This is a genomic window from Streptomyces hilarionis, from assembly GCF_024539675.1.
GTDB lineage: Bacteria > Actinomycetota > Actinomycetes > Streptomycetales > Streptomycetaceae > Streptomyces > Streptomyces hilarionis.
The window spans coordinates 1-14,744 of sequence record NZ_JAHHIT010000198.1 but is presented as its reverse complement, the minus strand read 5'-3'; the positions used below and the strand labels follow the sequence as shown (position 1 = coordinate 14,744).

General features: G+C 71.0%; 12 protein-coding genes, 1 pseudogene and 1 riboswitch. Of the genes and pseudogenes, 12 read left to right on the top strand and 1 reads right to left on the bottom strand.

Going from position 1 to position 14,744, the window contains the following annotated elements; translation table 11 throughout:
• Window positions 1–235: pseudogene (locus KMS84_RS34105) on the top strand (hypothetical protein); the annotation flags it as partial.
• Here KMS84_RS34105 and KMS84_RS34100 read toward each other — a convergent pair.
• Complete coding sequence (locus KMS84_RS34100; RefSeq protein ID WP_256920396.1) at window positions 181–1,245, bottom strand: LLM class flavin-dependent oxidoreductase; 1,065 nt, start codon at window positions 1,243–1,245, stop codon at window positions 181–183. The pseudogene KMS84_RS34105 and the gene KMS84_RS34100 overlap by 55 nt on opposite strands.
• 576 nt (window positions 1,246–1,821) lie before the next feature.
• On the opposite strand from KMS84_RS34100, the gene KMS84_RS34095 reads away from it, so the two are divergent.
• From KMS84_RS34095 to KMS84_RS34050, 11 genes are all read left to right on the top strand, one after another.
• Entirely contained in the window at window positions 1,822–3,048 is a 1,227-nt protein-coding gene (locus tag KMS84_RS34095; protein WP_256920395.1) for an acyl-CoA dehydrogenase family protein, read from the top strand.
• 432 nt (window positions 3,049–3,480) lie between these two features.
• Window positions 3,481–4,581 (top strand): LLM class flavin-dependent oxidoreductase, encoded by a 1,101-nt coding sequence (locus KMS84_RS34090; RefSeq protein WP_256920394.1) that lies wholly within the window; start codon window positions 3,481–3,483, stop codon window positions 4,579–4,581.
• Window positions 4,578–5,978 (top strand): NtaA/DmoA family FMN-dependent monooxygenase, encoded by a 1,401-nt coding sequence (locus KMS84_RS34085; RefSeq protein WP_256920393.1) that lies wholly within the window; start codon window positions 4,578–4,580, stop codon window positions 5,976–5,978. Before KMS84_RS34090 ends, KMS84_RS34085 begins: the two co-directional genes overlap by 4 nt.
• A 104-nt stretch (window positions 5,979–6,082) precedes the next feature.
• Window positions 6,083–7,006 (top strand): LLM class F420-dependent oxidoreductase, encoded by a 924-nt coding sequence (locus KMS84_RS34080; RefSeq protein WP_256920392.1) that lies wholly within the window; start codon window positions 6,083–6,085, stop codon window positions 7,004–7,006.
• 69 nt (window positions 7,007–7,075) lie between these two features.
• On the top strand, window positions 7,076–7,900 hold the full coding sequence (locus tag KMS84_RS34075) for a DUF1684 domain-containing protein (RefSeq protein ID WP_256920391.1): 825 nt from the start codon (window positions 7,076–7,078) through the stop codon (window positions 7,898–7,900).
• An 87-nt stretch (window positions 7,901–7,987) separates the two neighbouring features.
• A riboswitch (SAM riboswitch) is annotated at window positions 7,988–8,101 on the top strand.
• 34 nt (window positions 8,102–8,135) lie between these two features.
• Window positions 8,136–8,255 carry a putative leader peptide gene (locus KMS84_RS43500; protein WP_438819017.1) on the top strand — a complete coding sequence of 40 codons (120 nt, stop codon included), beginning with the start codon at window positions 8,136–8,138 and terminating at the stop codon, window positions 8,253–8,255.
• Window positions 8,256–8,471: 216 nt separating this feature from the next.
• Window positions 8,472–10,091, top strand: coding sequence for an ABC transporter substrate-binding protein (locus KMS84_RS34070; protein ID WP_256920390.1), 1,620 nt, complete (start codon window positions 8,472–8,474; stop codon window positions 10,089–10,091).
• A gap of 3 nt (window positions 10,092–10,094) precedes the next feature.
• Window positions 10,095–11,054: an ABC transporter permease gene (locus tag KMS84_RS34065; protein ID WP_256920389.1), complete on the top strand. Its 960-nt coding sequence runs from the start codon at window positions 10,095–10,097 to the stop codon at window positions 11,052–11,054.
• Window positions 11,051–11,974 (top strand): ABC transporter permease, encoded by a 924-nt coding sequence (locus tag KMS84_RS34060; RefSeq protein WP_256920388.1) that lies wholly within the window; start codon window positions 11,051–11,053, stop codon window positions 11,972–11,974. The genes KMS84_RS34065 and KMS84_RS34060 overlap by 4 nt, the downstream gene beginning before the upstream one ends.
• Entirely contained in the window at window positions 11,971–13,575 is a 1,605-nt protein-coding gene (locus KMS84_RS34055) for a dipeptide ABC transporter ATP-binding protein (RefSeq protein ID WP_256920387.1), read from the top strand. Before KMS84_RS34060 ends, KMS84_RS34055 begins: the two co-directional genes overlap by 4 nt.
• Window positions 13,572–14,630 (top strand): LLM class flavin-dependent oxidoreductase, encoded by a 1,059-nt coding sequence (locus KMS84_RS34050; RefSeq protein ID WP_256920386.1) that lies wholly within the window; start codon window positions 13,572–13,574, stop codon window positions 14,628–14,630. The genes KMS84_RS34055 and KMS84_RS34050 overlap by 4 nt, the downstream gene beginning before the upstream one ends.
• The last annotated feature ends 114 nt before the right edge of the window (window positions 14,631–14,744 follow it).

Genomic DNA, 14,744 nt, shown 5'->3' with positions numbered 1-14,744 from the left:
CGCGTGCGACGCCCGGATCGCCCCGCTCCCCTTCCCCGGCGCGTCGCACGCGACCGGCGTGACGGAGGACCCGGACAACCCCCTGTTCGCGGAGTTCGGCTGGAACGAGCTCAAGGGCTGGGTCCGCGCCCACCCGGCAGTGGTGAGGAAGCATCACCCGGAGCTGACATCGCGTGACGGTCAGCGCAGCAGGGGCAGCAACCGGTCTCCGACACGGCTGATCTCCTGCTTGTAGGGGGTGTCGGAGAGGACGAAGTGGGCGATGCCGAGCTTGCGGTAGTTCTCCAGCGCGGTGGCGACGTCGGCGGCGGAGCCGACCAGCCAGGTGGTCCCCGCTCCCCCGCCACCGAACTTCCCGGGCGTGGTGTACAGGCAGGTGTCGAGCACCTCGCCCCGAGCGGCGAGGTCGAACAGCCGCCGCTGTCCGACGGCGGTCGCGCGGTCCCCCGCCCAGGTCAGTTCCTTCCCGCCGTCCGCCGCCATCCGCGCGACCCGTTCCTCGGCCGCGCGCCACGCCTCCTCCGTGGTGTCGCGCACCACCGTGGTGATCCGCAGCCCGAACTCCAGCGGCCGGTGCCTGCGGCCCACCTGCTCGCTCAACGCCTTGAGCCGGTCGATCCGTTCGGCAAGTCCGTCGAGCGGTTCGCCCCAGAAGAGTTGGACGTCCGCCTCGGCCGCCGACACCCGCTCGGCGGCCTCGGACGCACCGCCGAAGTAGAGCGTGGGATGCGCTCTCGTGTCGGTCAGGTAAGGGTGTGGGGCCACCGTGGACCTGCCGACCTGGAAGTGCTCCCCGTCGAACGTCACATCCTCCTCGGTCCACAGCCGTCGTACGAGATGGAGGAACTCCCTTGTGCGGTCGTAGCGTTGCGCGGGATCGCTGCGCGTGTCCCCGTACGCGGCGAGGTTGTCCAGTCCGCTGACGATGTTGACCAGGACCCGGCCACGGCTGAGCTGGTCGAGTGTCGCCGCCGCACTGGCGAAGTGGGCCGGCTGCCAATAGCCGGGACGGATCGCGATCAGGGGCTTGAAGGTGGTGGTCCGGGCCGCCAGCGCGGTGGCGACCGTGAAGGTGTCCGGGCGTCCCCAACCCGTTCCCAGGAGTGCGCCGCCCCAGCCGTGTTCCTCGGCCGTGCGGGCGAGGTCGGTGGAGTACTCGACGGAGCCCCAGCCGGTCGTCGTGTCGTCGCCGCGGTGCCCCGGCTCGACGGTGTTGGGGATGTACCAGAGGAATTCCGGGCTCATCGTGCTTCCGATCGCTGTGCGGGTGGTGGCCGTCGGAGGGCGCCTCGGGCACTGCGCGTGGATCGGTGTCGTACGCCCGGGGCAGCCGGACGTACGTCCGCTCAGGTCAAAGGGGACGCGGCAGCACGCGACAGTGGAATGGCGAAAGGGACCAGGGGATCAACACTGGGCGCTGGACACGCGTACGAGGTCGACGCATCGCTCGCTGGTGAGCAGCAGGACCTCAGGCATGCGATCGAGTCTCCGAGTGATCGATCGGATTGTCAATGTGCCCGATCCGCCGTCGCTTCGCCGGTCCCCAGGAGCCGGTGTGCGGTGGCTCCGCCCTGCCGACCGGTCGCACCGGTCGCGACGAGTCGGCGGTCCGCCCGTCCTGCGGGGAGACGAACATGGCGTCGGTCGGACCGTTTTCGACGATCACGTCATTCTCGGGACAGGTGGATCTCACATGTGGTCGCCTCTGCCCTCCCTGCGCATTCCCTATAATTCCTATCGGATTACTAGGAAACGATGCCCGGTCCTCCCGGCGGATGAAGACACCGCGCCACACCAACGAACTTGAGGAGACCACCCACCATGGGCGTTGCCATCAAGCCGTCCCAACCCGCCTCGGCATCCCACCGGACCGGGCCCAGCCCCGCTCACTGGTTGCACGTGGCCCATGAGATGGCGGACGACCTCGCCACAGACGCGGCGGCCAGGGAGCATGCGGGCAAGCCCCCCTTCGACGAGGTGTCCAGACTCCGTGAATCCGGACTGCTGAACCTGCTCATACCGGCCGAACTCGGCGGAGGCGGCGCGGAGTGGCCCACCGCGTACGCCGTGGTCCGGGCGATCGCGGCCACCGACTCCGCGATCGCCCAACTGCTGGGCTCCCACTACTTCCTGTCCTGGAGTGCCCGGTTCTTCACCGAACCCGGCCTCGCCGCCCGGATCGAACGGCTGTCAGCGACGGAGCAGTGGTGTTGGGGAGGAGGTTTCGCCGCTCAGGATCACCCGCTGACCCTGACCAGGAAAGGGAGGGGCTATGTGCTCGAGGGCACGCAGAGCTACGCCACCGGTGTCCTGGTCGCCGACCGGCTCGCGGTGCGGGCCGAGCGAGCGGGCAACCGTGAACCGGTCGCCGTCGTCGTCACTCCCACCCATCCCGGCGTGAGGATCGGCGCCGCGGAATCCTTCGGACAGCGGCTCGCGGCCGGAGGCGACGTGGGATTCGACGCCGTGCCCGTCACCGTCCACGACGTGCTCGGCTCGCTGGCCGCCGACGACGAGGTGCTGTCACCGTCGGCCGCTCTGGCCTCACCGATCGGGCGTCTCCTCTCCGTCCAGCTCCTTCTCGGCCTCGCCGAGGGCGCACTCGCCGAAGCGCGCGACTACAGCAGGGCGGCCCAGTCGTCCTGGCGCTCCTCCTGGCCGGACGGCTCTCCCCAGGATCCGCACGTACTGACCACCTACGGGGAACTCACGATCCTCACCCGCTCCGCCGCCGCACTCACCGATCAGGCACTCACAGCCGTACACAACGGGCTGGCCCGCGCCAAGGACCTCACCTACGACGAGTACGCCGACATCTCGGTCCACGTGACGATGGCCGAGGCCGCCGCTTCCAGGGCCGCCCAGGAGTCCACCAGCCGCGCCCTGGACGTCGTCGGCTCACGCTCCGCATCCGCACGGCTGGGCCTCGACCGCTTCTGGCGCAACGCCCGGGCCCACACCCTGCACAGGCCCGTCGCCCACCAGTTCCGCGACGCCGGGGACTACTTCCTCAACGGTGCCCACCCCCCGTTCGTCCTGCCGGCCTGACCCGGAAACCACGAACGCCGATCAGTGGCAAGGGCCACAGGTCGTCCACCGCGCACAGGAGTTGCGGGACGGATCGTTGCAGTGGCATGAAAACGTGCGCCGTTGATCCTGGGTCGGCGCCACCGTGGAACCGCGCCAGACCAGGTACCCCGTGTCGACACGCCCTTCCTTGACACTCGCAAGGGCGGACGACGTACGGTGAACCGGTGAATCTCTGACGGGTGGAGGCCTTCCATGCACGTACCGGGCGCGGCACCGTCAGGTGTCCGCACGAGTGCGCGCCTCATCACCCGGCGGCACGTCGACTACTGCCGCACCTCCTCCGCCGTCTGTCCTTCCGCACGCGTCTGACCCCTGCCGGCCCGCTCCCACCGGCCGTCTCGTCGTGGCCTGCCGGCCGCGAGTTCGCGTATACCCCGGAAGGAACCTCCATTGTCCGGCCCCGCCCTGCACCTCGCCGTCGAGATCGACGGTGACGGCGCTCATCCCGCGGCCTGGCGCCGCGCCGCCCACTCACCCGACCAGTTGCTCACCCCGCGCCGGGTGGCCGGGCTCGCCGCCGTGGCCGAGAACGCCGGGTTCACCCTCATCACCCTGGACGACGGCGCGCTGCCGCCCGGTGCCGCGCCGGATCCCGTCGGCCGTATCGGAGCTGTGGAGCGGGCGGCCTTCGTCGCGGCGTCCACGAGCACGATCGGCATCGCACCCGTCGTCCCGGTCACGTATGCCGAACCCTTCCATGTCTCCGGCCAGTTGGCGTCCCTGGACCACATCTCCGCCGGCCGCGCCGGATGGGTGGTGACGGACGAGGCCCGTCCCGAGGCGGCTCGTGCGTGGGGGCGCCCCGTGGTCGCCGACGCGGCCGCGCGGGCCCGCGAGTCCCGGGACGGCGTCGAGGTGGCCCGCGCCCTGTGGGACTCATGGGAGGACGACGCGGTCGTCCGGTCCGTGGCCACCAGCCGCTACCTCGACCGCGACCGGTTGCACTACATCGACTTCACCGGGGCGACGTACGCCGTCAAGGGGCCGGCGATCGTGCCGCGTCCGCCGCAGGGGCAGCTCGTCGTCCTGGGCCGGCCGGACCGGGTGCCCGCCGCACAGCTCGACATAGCTCTGGTCGAGGGCCGCGATCCGGCATCGGTCGCCGGGGCCGCCGCCGACGCCGGTACGCCCCGTGTCTTCGCCGAGGTCGAGGTGGCGCTGGACACCCCGGACGCGACCGGCGCCGAGCGCGTCGCAGATTTGGACCGGTACGCGCCGTGGACCGACCGGGGACGGCTGCGCCACATCGGTTCCGCCGACGGACTGGTGGCCGTTCTCGAAGAGTTGAGCCGTCACCTGGACGGGGTACGGCTGCATCCGCTCGTTCTGGACGAGGACCTGCCCGTCCTCTCCCGCCTCGTACTGCCGGCCCTGTCCGAGCGGCGTCTCGTCGCCCGCCCCCTGCCCGGCGCGTCCCTGCGCTCGACCCTGGGTCTGGAGCGCCCCGCCAACCGTTTCCCGGCCGCGGCCGTCCAGGAGGAAGCCCGATGACCCGCACCGACCCCCTCGACGTCCCCCGGCCACACGCACAACTGCACTTCGGAGTGTTCTTCCAAGGTGTCAACCACTGGACCATCTGGTCCGCCCCCGACAGCGGCTCGCAGATCGACCCCGCCTCCTTCCGCAAGGTCGCCCAGACCGCGGAACGGGGCCTGTTCGACGCGTTCTTCCTCGGCGAGGGGCTGCGGCTGCGCGAGGTCGACGGCAAGATCCACGACCTCGACGTGGCCGGACGGCCGGACGCAGTCACCCAACTCGCGGCACTCGCCGCAGTCACCCGCCGGATCGGCCTGGTCTCCACCTCCAACTCCACCTTCAACGAGCCCACCGATCTCGCTCGCCGTCTCTCCGGCCTCGATCTGCTCTCCGAGGGACGCGCCGGCTGGAACGTGGTGACCACGGACAACGCCTGGACCGGCGCCAACTTCCGCCGCGGCGGCTATCTCGACCACGCCGACCGTTACCGGCGCGCCGAGGAGTTCCTCACCGTGGCCCGCGCCCTGTGGGACGGCTGGGACGACCAAGCGGTCGCCACGTCCCTCGACGCGCCCGCCTGGTCGGTGGCAGGCGCCGTACGTCGAGTGCGCCACCGGGGACCGCAGTTCGACGTCGACCTCGCCCCCACCCTGCCGCGCAGCGCCCAGGGCCACCCGGTGATCTTCCAGGCCGGTGACTCCGGCGAGGGACGCGACTTCGCCGCCCGCAACGCCGACGTCATCTTCTCCGCGCACGGCACCGACTTCGACGACGCCCTGGCCTTCGCGGAGGACATCCGCACCCGCCTGCGCGCCGTCGGCCGGCCCGACGACGACCTGCGGATCCTCCCCGGCACCGAGATCATCATCGGCGCCACCGAGGAAGAGGCCGAGGAGAAGAAGCGCTGGATCCGGCTCCAGCAGGTCACGCCCGCCACGGCGTTGGGAATCGCCTCACTGCTGTGGGGCATCGACCTGTCCGACCGCGACGCCGACGGCCCGCTGCCCACCGAGGATCCGGTCGTCGCCGAGAACGACGGCTCCTTCGGGGCCCGGCGCATCGCCGACCCGCGGGCGGTCGTGGCCGAATGGCGGACGAAGGCAGAGGCGCACGGCTGGTCGCTGCGCGAGACCGTCATCGCCCTCGGCCCGCAGCGCGGGCACGTCGGCACTCCCTCCGGCCTGGCCGACAAGTTCGCCCACTTCGCCCGGCACGGCGCGATCGACGGCTTCAACGTCACGCCGTACCTGATCCCCGACGGCCTCGACGACATCGTCGACCTGCTCGTCCCGGAACTGCAGGAACGCGGGCTCTACCGCACCGATTACACCGGCACCACACTCCGCGACCACCTCGGCCTGCGCGCACCTCTCACACACCGGTCCGCGCAGGACCGGCAGCAGGCGGGCTGAGTGCCGGGATGCCCCTTGCCCGCAGGACTGAGGACACATGACTGACAAGAAGCTGTCACAGACGGACCGGAATGCGGGCTCAGCCTGCGCCGGTTCTGACTGACATGACTGTGGGAGTAGCACTCAACGCATCCGACGCACAGAACCAGGTCGACGCCACGGTGCAGTTGGCTCAGGAGGCCGCCGCCGCCGGGCTGCGGTCGGCCTGGTTCGGGCAGACCTTCGGGGCGGACTCGCCCCAGCTCGCGGCGATCGTCGGGCGCGAGGTGCCCGGCCTTCAGGTCGGCACCTCCGCGATTCCCGTCTTCGGCCGGCATCCACTGCTCGTGTCCAGCCAGGCCCAGACCGCGCAGGCCGCGACCCACGGCCGCTACCACCTCGGGCTGGCCCTGGGCACAAAACTGCTGACGGAGACCGGCTTCGGCCTTCCCTTCGAACGCCCCATCGCCCGCCTGCGTGAGTTCCTCACCGCCCTGCGGCAGTTGACCGAGACCGGCACGGCCGACTTCCACGGTGAACTGCTCACCGCGACCACCCCGGTCCCGGCGCGCGTGCCGGGCGCCGAAAGCGGTGTCCCCCTGCTGGTCGCCGCGATGGGCCCGCAGGCCCTGCGGGCCAGTGGGGAGCTGGCGGACGGAATCCTGCCCTACCTGGCCGGACCGCGCGCCCTGGCGGAGCACATCGTGCCCGCCCTGACCGCCGCGGCCGAGGCCGCTGGACGGCCCTCGCCCCGGGTCGTGGCCCTGGTGCCCGGAGTGGTCACCGACGACGTGGACGCGGTGCGGGCCAAGGCCACCGAACTCCTGGCGTTCTACGAGCAGATCCCGTCCTACGCCCGGGTCATCGAACTCTCCGGCGGTCGGCGGGCCGCCGACCTGGCCGTGATCGGCGACGAGAAGACGGTCAAGGCCGAGGTACGCCGTTACCGCGACGCCGGCGCCACCGAGGTCGTGTTCTCGGTCACCGAGATCGCGGGCGAAGCCGATCGCCGACGCACCTGGCGACTCCTCGGCGAACTGGCCGGCTGACCGCGTCCGCCGGCTCGACACCCCCTGCACCCCCTGACCGAAGGCACCCCGGCACAAAGGAGATTCCCCATGACCACCGAGGCCACCACCACGGACCTCCACGCGTTCACCGAGAACTGGCTGGAGTGGCACCGCGCCCAGGAGGCCCGGCTCGCCGCCCCGCACGGCTTCCTGGCGATCACCGGCCTGCACTGGCTCGACGACCGGCCCCAGCGCTTCCCGGACGCACCCGGCGTCTGGCGCACCGGACCCGACGGGGTCGTCGTGGACCTCGACGCCGGCGAGGAACTGGTCGTCGACGGAACCCCGGTGCACGGTGAACACCGCTTCGGTGTGCTTCCCGAGCGCGGCGGCGTCGACGCCGTCTGGGGAGACGCCGTCATCGAGGTCGCCAAGCGCGGCGGCCAGGACGTCGTGCGCCCCCGGCACCCGGACGCGCCGCTGCGCACGGCCTTCACCGGAACGCCCGCCTACGCCCCCGACCCGCGCTGGGCCGTGCCGGGCCGCTACCTCCCCTTCGACACTCCGCGTCCGACCACCGTGGGCGCCGCGGTCGAGGGCCTCGAGCATGTCTACGACGCTCCGGGCAGGGTCGAGTTCGAGCTGGACGGGCGCCCGCTGTCGCTGACCGCCTTCCCCGGCCAGGGTGCGGGCCGGCTGATGGTGCTGTTCACCGATGCCACCTCCGGTGTCACCACCTACGCCGCCAACCGGGCCCTCGCCCTGGAGCCGCCTGCCGCCGACGGCACCGTCGTCCTGGACTTCAACCGTGCCGCGAACCTGCCCTGTGCCTACACGGACCTGGCCACCTGCCCGCTGCCCCCTGCCGAGAACCGGCTGCCGGTGGCGATCGAAGCCGGCCAGAAGCTCCCCCGCGAGCGCGGCGGCTCCTGAGCCGCGCGCACCCTCGCCTCGACTCCCCTACCAAGCGTGCTTTTGCGCCATTGACGTACGACAAGAGCCCTCCGTACGATCACCGAAGGCATTGAGTGTCAGCGTCAAGCCCTGGCTCGCTGACCGGCAACCCTCCCGCGCGGTGGGGTGCTCCAGGTGAAAGCCCGGCGGGATCACCGACGATCTCCGCAAGCGCGTGGCCCCCTTTGCGGGGCCTGGGACAAGGAGGATCGGCATGCGTCTACGTTGTGACGACCCCGGCTCCTCCTTCGTCCTCGCCACGGTCTTCTCCCGGCTCTCGCGTCGGCGTCACATCGACCTGAAGCGCTCGAACAGCAGCCTCTGTCAGGACTGACAGGCCTTTCCACGGCCGGTCGACATCCGGCACCGGTCGTCGCCGCACCCGGCTCCGCGTGATTCAGCTCCGCGCCGGATCCCCGTTTCCCCCTGATCCCCGTCTGTACCGCGCTCCCCCGCCACCGGCAGCACGTCGGTCGGGGTGGCACGCCCACGCACGCCCGCGCCTCCTGCGGCACCCGTGCCTTGGTGACACGAGTAGGAGTACCCCTCCGTGAGAGCAATTCCGGATTTCCGATCCCCCCGATGGGCGGCGTTGACCGCCCTGGCCACCACCGGTGTGCTGCTGACCGCCTGCGGATCGAGCGTCGACGGCTCCGGCGACGGCAACGGCCGGCCGAAGTCCGGCGGCACCCTGACGTTCGCGGTGGGTTCCGACTCCGGCTGCGTGGACCCGCAGCAGGTCGGCAGCAACGAGAGCATCTACTCGGTGCGCCAGACCGTGGACTCCCTGACCGACCAGGACCCCAAGACCGGCAAGATCGTGCCGTGGCTGGCCAAGAGCTGGGACGTCACCTCCGACGCGACCCGGTTCACGTTCCATCTGCGCTCGGGTGTCACCTTCAGCGACGGCTCCCGGCTGACCGCGCAGGTGGTCAAGGACAACTTCGACGCAGTGCCGAAGCTCGGCCCCCTCGGGACCCTCGCTCAGGGGTACCTCAGCGGTGTCGAGAGCACCGCCGTGGTGGACCCGCTCACCGTCAGGGTGACCTTCAAGCAGCCCAACGCACAGTTCCTCCAGGCGACTTCGACCCACTCACTGGGCATCGAGTCGTCGGCGAGCGTGAAGAAGACCCCGCAGCAGAAGTGCAGCGACGGCGTCATCGGGTCCGGGCCGTTCGTGCTGAAGCAGTACGTGCAGAACCAGTCGATCACCCTGGCCAGGCGCACCGGCTACGGCTGGGGATCCTCTCTGTGGTCCAAGAAGGGCGAGGCCTACCTGGACAAGGTGGTCTTCAAGGTCGTACCCGAGGCGGGTGTCCGGGCCGGCAGTCTCCAGTCCGGGCAGGTGGACGCGATCAGCAGCGTCAGCAAGGCCAACGAGGCGGCCCTCACGGGCGGTCAGGTCACCCTGCTGCGCCGTGCCAACCCCGGCGTGGTGTTCGGCCTGGGCCTGAACAACTCCCGGCCCCTCCTGAAGGAGACCAAGGTGCGCCAGGCGATCCTGGCCGCCGTCGACAGGAAGCAGATCGCCGACACCGTCTTCCCGACCGGGACCCAGCCGGCGACCAGCGTCCTGGCGCACACCACACCCGACTACACCGACCTCTCCTCGGACCTCGCCTTCGACTCGGCCAAGGCCAAGTCCCGGCTCGACGCGGCCGGTTGGAAGGAGGGCGGCGACGGGATCCGCGTCAAGGACGGCAAGAAGCTGCGCCTGACCATCACCTGGTTCCCCAACGCGGCCACCAACCAGCCCGCTCTGGAGCTGGTCCAGCAGCAGCTGAAGGCGGTCGGGATCGACGTGGTGCTCAAGCAGCGCCAGGTCAGCGAGTTCGCCACCACGGTCCAGTCGAGCGACTTCGACGTGGTGTGGGGGAACGTGACCCGCGCCGACCCGGACATCCTGCGCACTTCCTTCTCCACCCAGCTGAACAACTCCTACAAGCTGCCTGCCAGTTCGCTGGACACGGAACTGTCCGAGCAGGCCGCGACCACGGACACCGCCAAGCGCGGGCAACTGGTGGAGGAGGCGCAGAAGCTGATCGTGCAGAACGCGTACAACGTGCCGGTGGTGGAGCTCCAGACCCAGTTGGCCGTGACGAAGAAGGTGCACGACCTCGACTTCGACTCGGGCAGCCGCGTCCAGTTGCACGACACCTGGATCGGCTGACGCGTGCGCCGCTATGTGATCAAGCGACTCGCGCAGGCGGTCGGGGTGCTGTGGGCGGCGTACACGGTGTCGTTCCTGGTACTGAACTGGCTGCCCGGGGACCCCGTCACCTCGATGGCCGGGGCCGGGATGGACTCGGGTGAGGTCGACCCGGCCCGGCTCGCCGCGCTGCGGCACGAGTACGGCTTCGACAAGCCCGTGCTCGTGCAGTACGCCGACTATCTGGGCCGGGCGGTGCGCGGCGACTTCGGCGATGCGGTCACCACGGGCCGCCCGGTGGCCGCCACCCTGGCCGACGCGCTACCGCAGACCCTGCAACTGACGGGGGCCGCACTGCTGTTGGCGATGCTGCTCGGCGGCGGTCTCGCGGTGGTGGCGACGTACACCTCGCAGCGGTGGCTGCGGCAGCTCCTGCTGTCGCTGCCCCCGCTCGGGGTGTCGGTCCCGACCTTCTGGGTGGGGCTGCTGCTCGTCGAGGCGTTCTCCTTCCGGTTGCACTGGTTTCCCGCGTTCGGCAACGACGGGCTGCATGGCCTGGTGCTGCCCGCCCTGACGCTGGCGATCCCGACCGGCGCGCTGGTCGCCCAGGTGCTGGCCAAGAGCCTGCTCACCGCGCTGGACCAGGCGTACGTGGAGACCGCGCGCGCCAAGGGCGCCGGGCGGTGGCGGGTGCATCTGCGGCACGCGCTGCGCAACGCGTCCCTGCCGGCACTGACGGTCGTCGGCCTTCTGGTGGGGCAGTTGATCGCCGGTTCCGTGGTCGTCGAGACGGTGTTCTCCCGCGACGGACTCGGCCGTGTGACCGCGGCGGCGGTCACGGCCCAGGACATCCCGCTGGTCCAGGGGGTGGTGGTGTTCGGAGCGCTGATCTTCGTGACGACGAACCTGGTCATCGACCTGGTCTATCCGCTCCTGGACCCCCGGATCGTGGTCACCTCGGACAGGAAGGCGGCCCTCGCATGAGCCAGAGCCTCGTCGACGACCCCGCCGAAGCGGCACCGGGACCGGCCCGCCCGGTCTCGGCGGGGCCGGAGCCTGATCCCGGCCGCCGCGTGGAGGTACGGCGACTGCTGCGGTTCGTGGTGCGTCGCCCGGGGCTGCTGCTGTCGGCGGTCGTCCTCGTGCTGGCGGTGCTGGCCTCCTTCCGGCCCGACCTGTTCACCTCGCAGGACCCGCTGAAGGGTGTGCCGTCGCAGAACTTCCGCGCTCCGAGCGGCAGGCACTGGTTCGGCACCGACGAACTGGGGCGCGATGTCTTCTCCCGTGTGGTCCACGGCGCCCAACTGTCCCTGAAGGCAACGCTGATCGCGGTGCTGGTCGCGTTCGTGGTCGGCGGGCTGCTCGGGGTGGTCGCGGGCTTCGTGGGCCGCTGGGCGGACGACGTGCTGATGCGCTTCGTCGACGTGCTGCTGTCCATCCCCGCGCTGTTCATGTCCCTGGCCCTCGTCACCGCGCTGGGCTACGGCACGGTGAAGGTGGCGGTCGCGGTCGGCATCGCCAGTGTGGCCGCGTTCGCGAGGGTGGCGCGCGCGGAGGTGCTGCGGGTGCGGCAGGCCGTCTTCGTGGAGGCCTCACGCGCGAGCGGAGCACGCTGGTACTCGGTGCTGGGCCGGCACGTGCTGCCCAATGCGGCGGGCCCGGTGATCGTGCTCGCCACTCTCGACTTCGGCTCCTCCATCCTGGCCGTGTCGGCGCTGAGCTTCCTCGGCTACGGCGCGCCCCCACCGGCCCCGGAGTGGGGCACGTTGATCTCCGACGGCCGCAACTACCTCGCCAACGCCTGGTGGCTGACCGCGCTGCCCGGGCTGGCGATCGCCGCGACCGTACTGGCCACCAACCGCGTCGCCCGGGCCCTGGACGGCGAATGGTCCCGGCAGCGATGACCGACGATCCCGAGAACGGCGAGAACGGTGACGACGTGAGCACACCACTGCTGGAGATACGCGGCCTGTCGGTGTCGTACCGCACCCGGGGCGGCACGGTCGAAGCCGTCCGGGGCGTGGACCTCGACGTGTGGCCGGGACAGGTGACGGCGGTGGTCGGCGAGTCCGGCTCCGGCAAGAGCACGACCGCGCACGCGATCACGCGGCTCCTGTCGGCGAACGGCAGCATCGACGCGGGCACCGTCCGCTTCGGCCGGCACGACCTGGCCACCCTGCCGGAGCCGGAACTGCGCACCGTACGAGGGGCACGTATCGGACTGGTCCCCCAGGATCCGACGGTCTCCCTCAACCCGGTCAAGCGCATCGGCGACCAGGTCGCCGAAGTGCTGCGCATCCACGGTCTGGCCACCCGTCGCTCGGCCCCCGCAGAGGCGATCGCCATCCTGGACCGGGCCGGACTGCCCGACGCCGGCGTCCGGGCCCGGCAGTATCCGCACGAACTGTCCGGCGGCATGCGGCAACGCGCCCTGATCGCCATCGCCATCGCCGCCCAGCCGGAGCTGATCATCGCCGATGAGCCCACCAGCGCGCTCGACGTGACCGTGCAGCGGGTCATCCTCGACCATCTCCAGCACCTCACCGAGGAGTCGGGCGCCGCGATCCTGCTCGTCACCCACGATCTCGGGGTCGCCGCCGACCGGGCCCAGCAGTTGGTCGTGATGTCACAGGGCAAGGTCGTCGAGGCGGGCCCCACCCGTGACATCCTTGCCGACCCGCAGGACGACTACACCCGGCACCTGCTGGCCAGCGCCCCCAGCCTGACCACCGCCCGGCCCCGCACCCTGCGCGCCGTCGACGACATCAGCTTCACCGTCCACCGGGGCCGGACCCTCGCCCTGGTCGGAGAGTCGGGCTCGGGCAAGTCGACCACCGCGCGCCTGGTGATCCGGCTCGCCGACGCGACCGCCGGACAGATCCTCTTCGACGGCACCGACATCACCGCCGCCAAGGGCGCCCGGGCCAGAGAGCTGCGCCGCCGCGCCCAACTCGTCTACCAGAACCCGTACGCCTCCCTCGACCCCCGTTTCTCCATCGGCGAGGTGATCACCGAGCCACTGCGCGCATTCAAGGTCGGCGACGGCGCCTCCCGGCTCACCCGCGCACGCGAACTGCTCGACCGGGTGGCCCTTCCGGCCGCCACGCTGGAGCGCCGCCCGGCGGAACTGTCCGGCGGGCAGCGCCAGCGAGTGGCGATCGCCCGCGCCCTCGCCCTCTCCCCCGACCTGGTGGTGTGCGACGAGCCGGTCTCCGCGCTCGACGTGTCCGTGCAGGCCCAAGTCCTGGACCTGCTCGCCGAGTTGCAGGCCGACACCGGGGTGGCCTACCTCTTCATCTCGCACGACCTGACGGTCGTACGCCAGATCGCCCACCAGGTCGTCGTGATGCGGGCCGGTCGCGTCGTCGAGACAGGTCCGCCGGAGGAGCTGTTCACCCGCCCACGCCACGAGTACACCCGACAGCTGCTCTCGGCCATCCCCGGCGGGCGCGTCCCCACCTCCACCGCCGAGACCACCCACGAGCTGAGGACCACGGTCGCATGAGCACACCCACCATCACCTCGCTGGCCTTTCTCACCCCGGGCAACTTCGCGGACGACGACCCGTACACCGGCCTGGAGGAGACACTCCGACTCTTCGAGTACGGCGAACGGCTCGGCTACGACGGCGCCTGGATCCGCCAGCGCCACCTCGAACACGGCGTCGGCTCGGCTGCCGTGTTCCTCGCCGCGGCAGGCCAGCGCACCGAGCGGATCGAGCTGGGCACCGCGGTCATCCCGATCGGCTACGAGAGCCCGTTCCGCCTGGCCGAGGACCTGGCGCTTGCCGATGTCCTGTCCCGCGGTCGCCTCCAGGTCGGCTTCAGCACCGGCATGCCGCACGCCGAACTGCTCGGCGACCTGGTGTACGACGGCGACTGGCGCGGCTTCGACCTGTCGTACGGCAGGATCGCCCGCCTTGTCGACAACTTGCGAGGCGACTATCTCGGCGGTCCGGACACCGTGATCCACTCGCCGGGCAACGTCCAGCGACCGCGGCTACAGCCGCACAATCCCGGTCTGGTGGAGCGGATCTGGTACGGCGGAGGCAGCCTGCGTTCCGTCCGCTGGGCCGCCGGGAACGGCCTCAACCTGCTGTCCGGCAACATCGTCACCGGCGAGGACACCGACGACTTCACCACCGCCCAGCTGAACCTGCTCTCCGAGTACCGGCGCGGCCTGGGCGACGACCGGACTGCGGCGCGGGTGGCGCTCGGGCGGGTGATCGTGCCGTTCGACAGCGCCGACGCGGCCACCCGGGCCCGCTACCGGGACTACGCGGCCAGTCGGCACGAGCGCAGCCTGAAGCCGCAGACCCTGGCGGCGCTGGCTCCGAAGCGGTTCCTGTTCGCCCCGGACGTGGTGGGCACCGCTGAGCAGATCCTGGAGCAGTTGGCGGCCGATCCCGTCCTGGCGCAGGTGTCGGAGCTGCGCCTGGAGCTGCCGTACGAGTTCCATCGCGAGGAGTACGAACAGATCCTGCACGACGTCCGGCAGCTGATCGCTCCCGAGCTGGGCTGGCGACCCGCTGCCCCGGCGCTTCAGGAGACGCTCCGGTGAGCGGTGTTCCATGTGATGGCGATGTACCCAGGCCCGTGGCAGGACTACGCACCGTAGCTGCCGGCCGTCATCGCGCTGCTCGCCACCCTCGCGACCCTCCCGACCCTCCCGACC

Coding starts and splice junctions, on each gene's coding strand:
- KMS84_RS34060 (WP_256920388.1), top strand. CDS start 11,051: ATGAGCCAGAGCCTCGTCGACGACCCCGCCGAAGCGGCACCGGGACCG.
- KMS84_RS34055 (WP_256920387.1), top strand. CDS start 11,971: ATGACCGACGATCCCGAGAACGGCGAGAACGGTGACGACGTGAGCACA.
- KMS84_RS43500 (WP_438819017.1), top strand. CDS start 8,136: ATGCGTCTACGTTGTGACGACCCCGGCTCCTCCTTCGTCCTCGCCACG.
- KMS84_RS34100 (WP_256920396.1), bottom strand. CDS start 1,245: ATGAGCCCGGAATTCCTCTGGTACATCCCCAACACCGTCGAGCCGGGG.
- KMS84_RS34085 (WP_256920393.1), top strand. CDS start 4,578: ATGACCCGCACCGACCCCCTCGACGTCCCCCGGCCACACGCACAACTG.
- KMS84_RS34075 (WP_256920391.1), top strand. CDS start 7,076: ATGACCACCGAGGCCACCACCACGGACCTCCACGCGTTCACCGAGAAC.
- KMS84_RS34080 (WP_256920392.1), top strand. CDS start 6,083: ATGACTGTGGGAGTAGCACTCAACGCATCCGACGCACAGAACCAGGTC.
- KMS84_RS34050 (WP_256920386.1), top strand. CDS start 13,572: ATGAGCACACCCACCATCACCTCGCTGGCCTTTCTCACCCCGGGCAAC.
- KMS84_RS34095 (WP_256920395.1), top strand. CDS start 1,822: ATGGGCGTTGCCATCAAGCCGTCCCAACCCGCCTCGGCATCCCACCGG.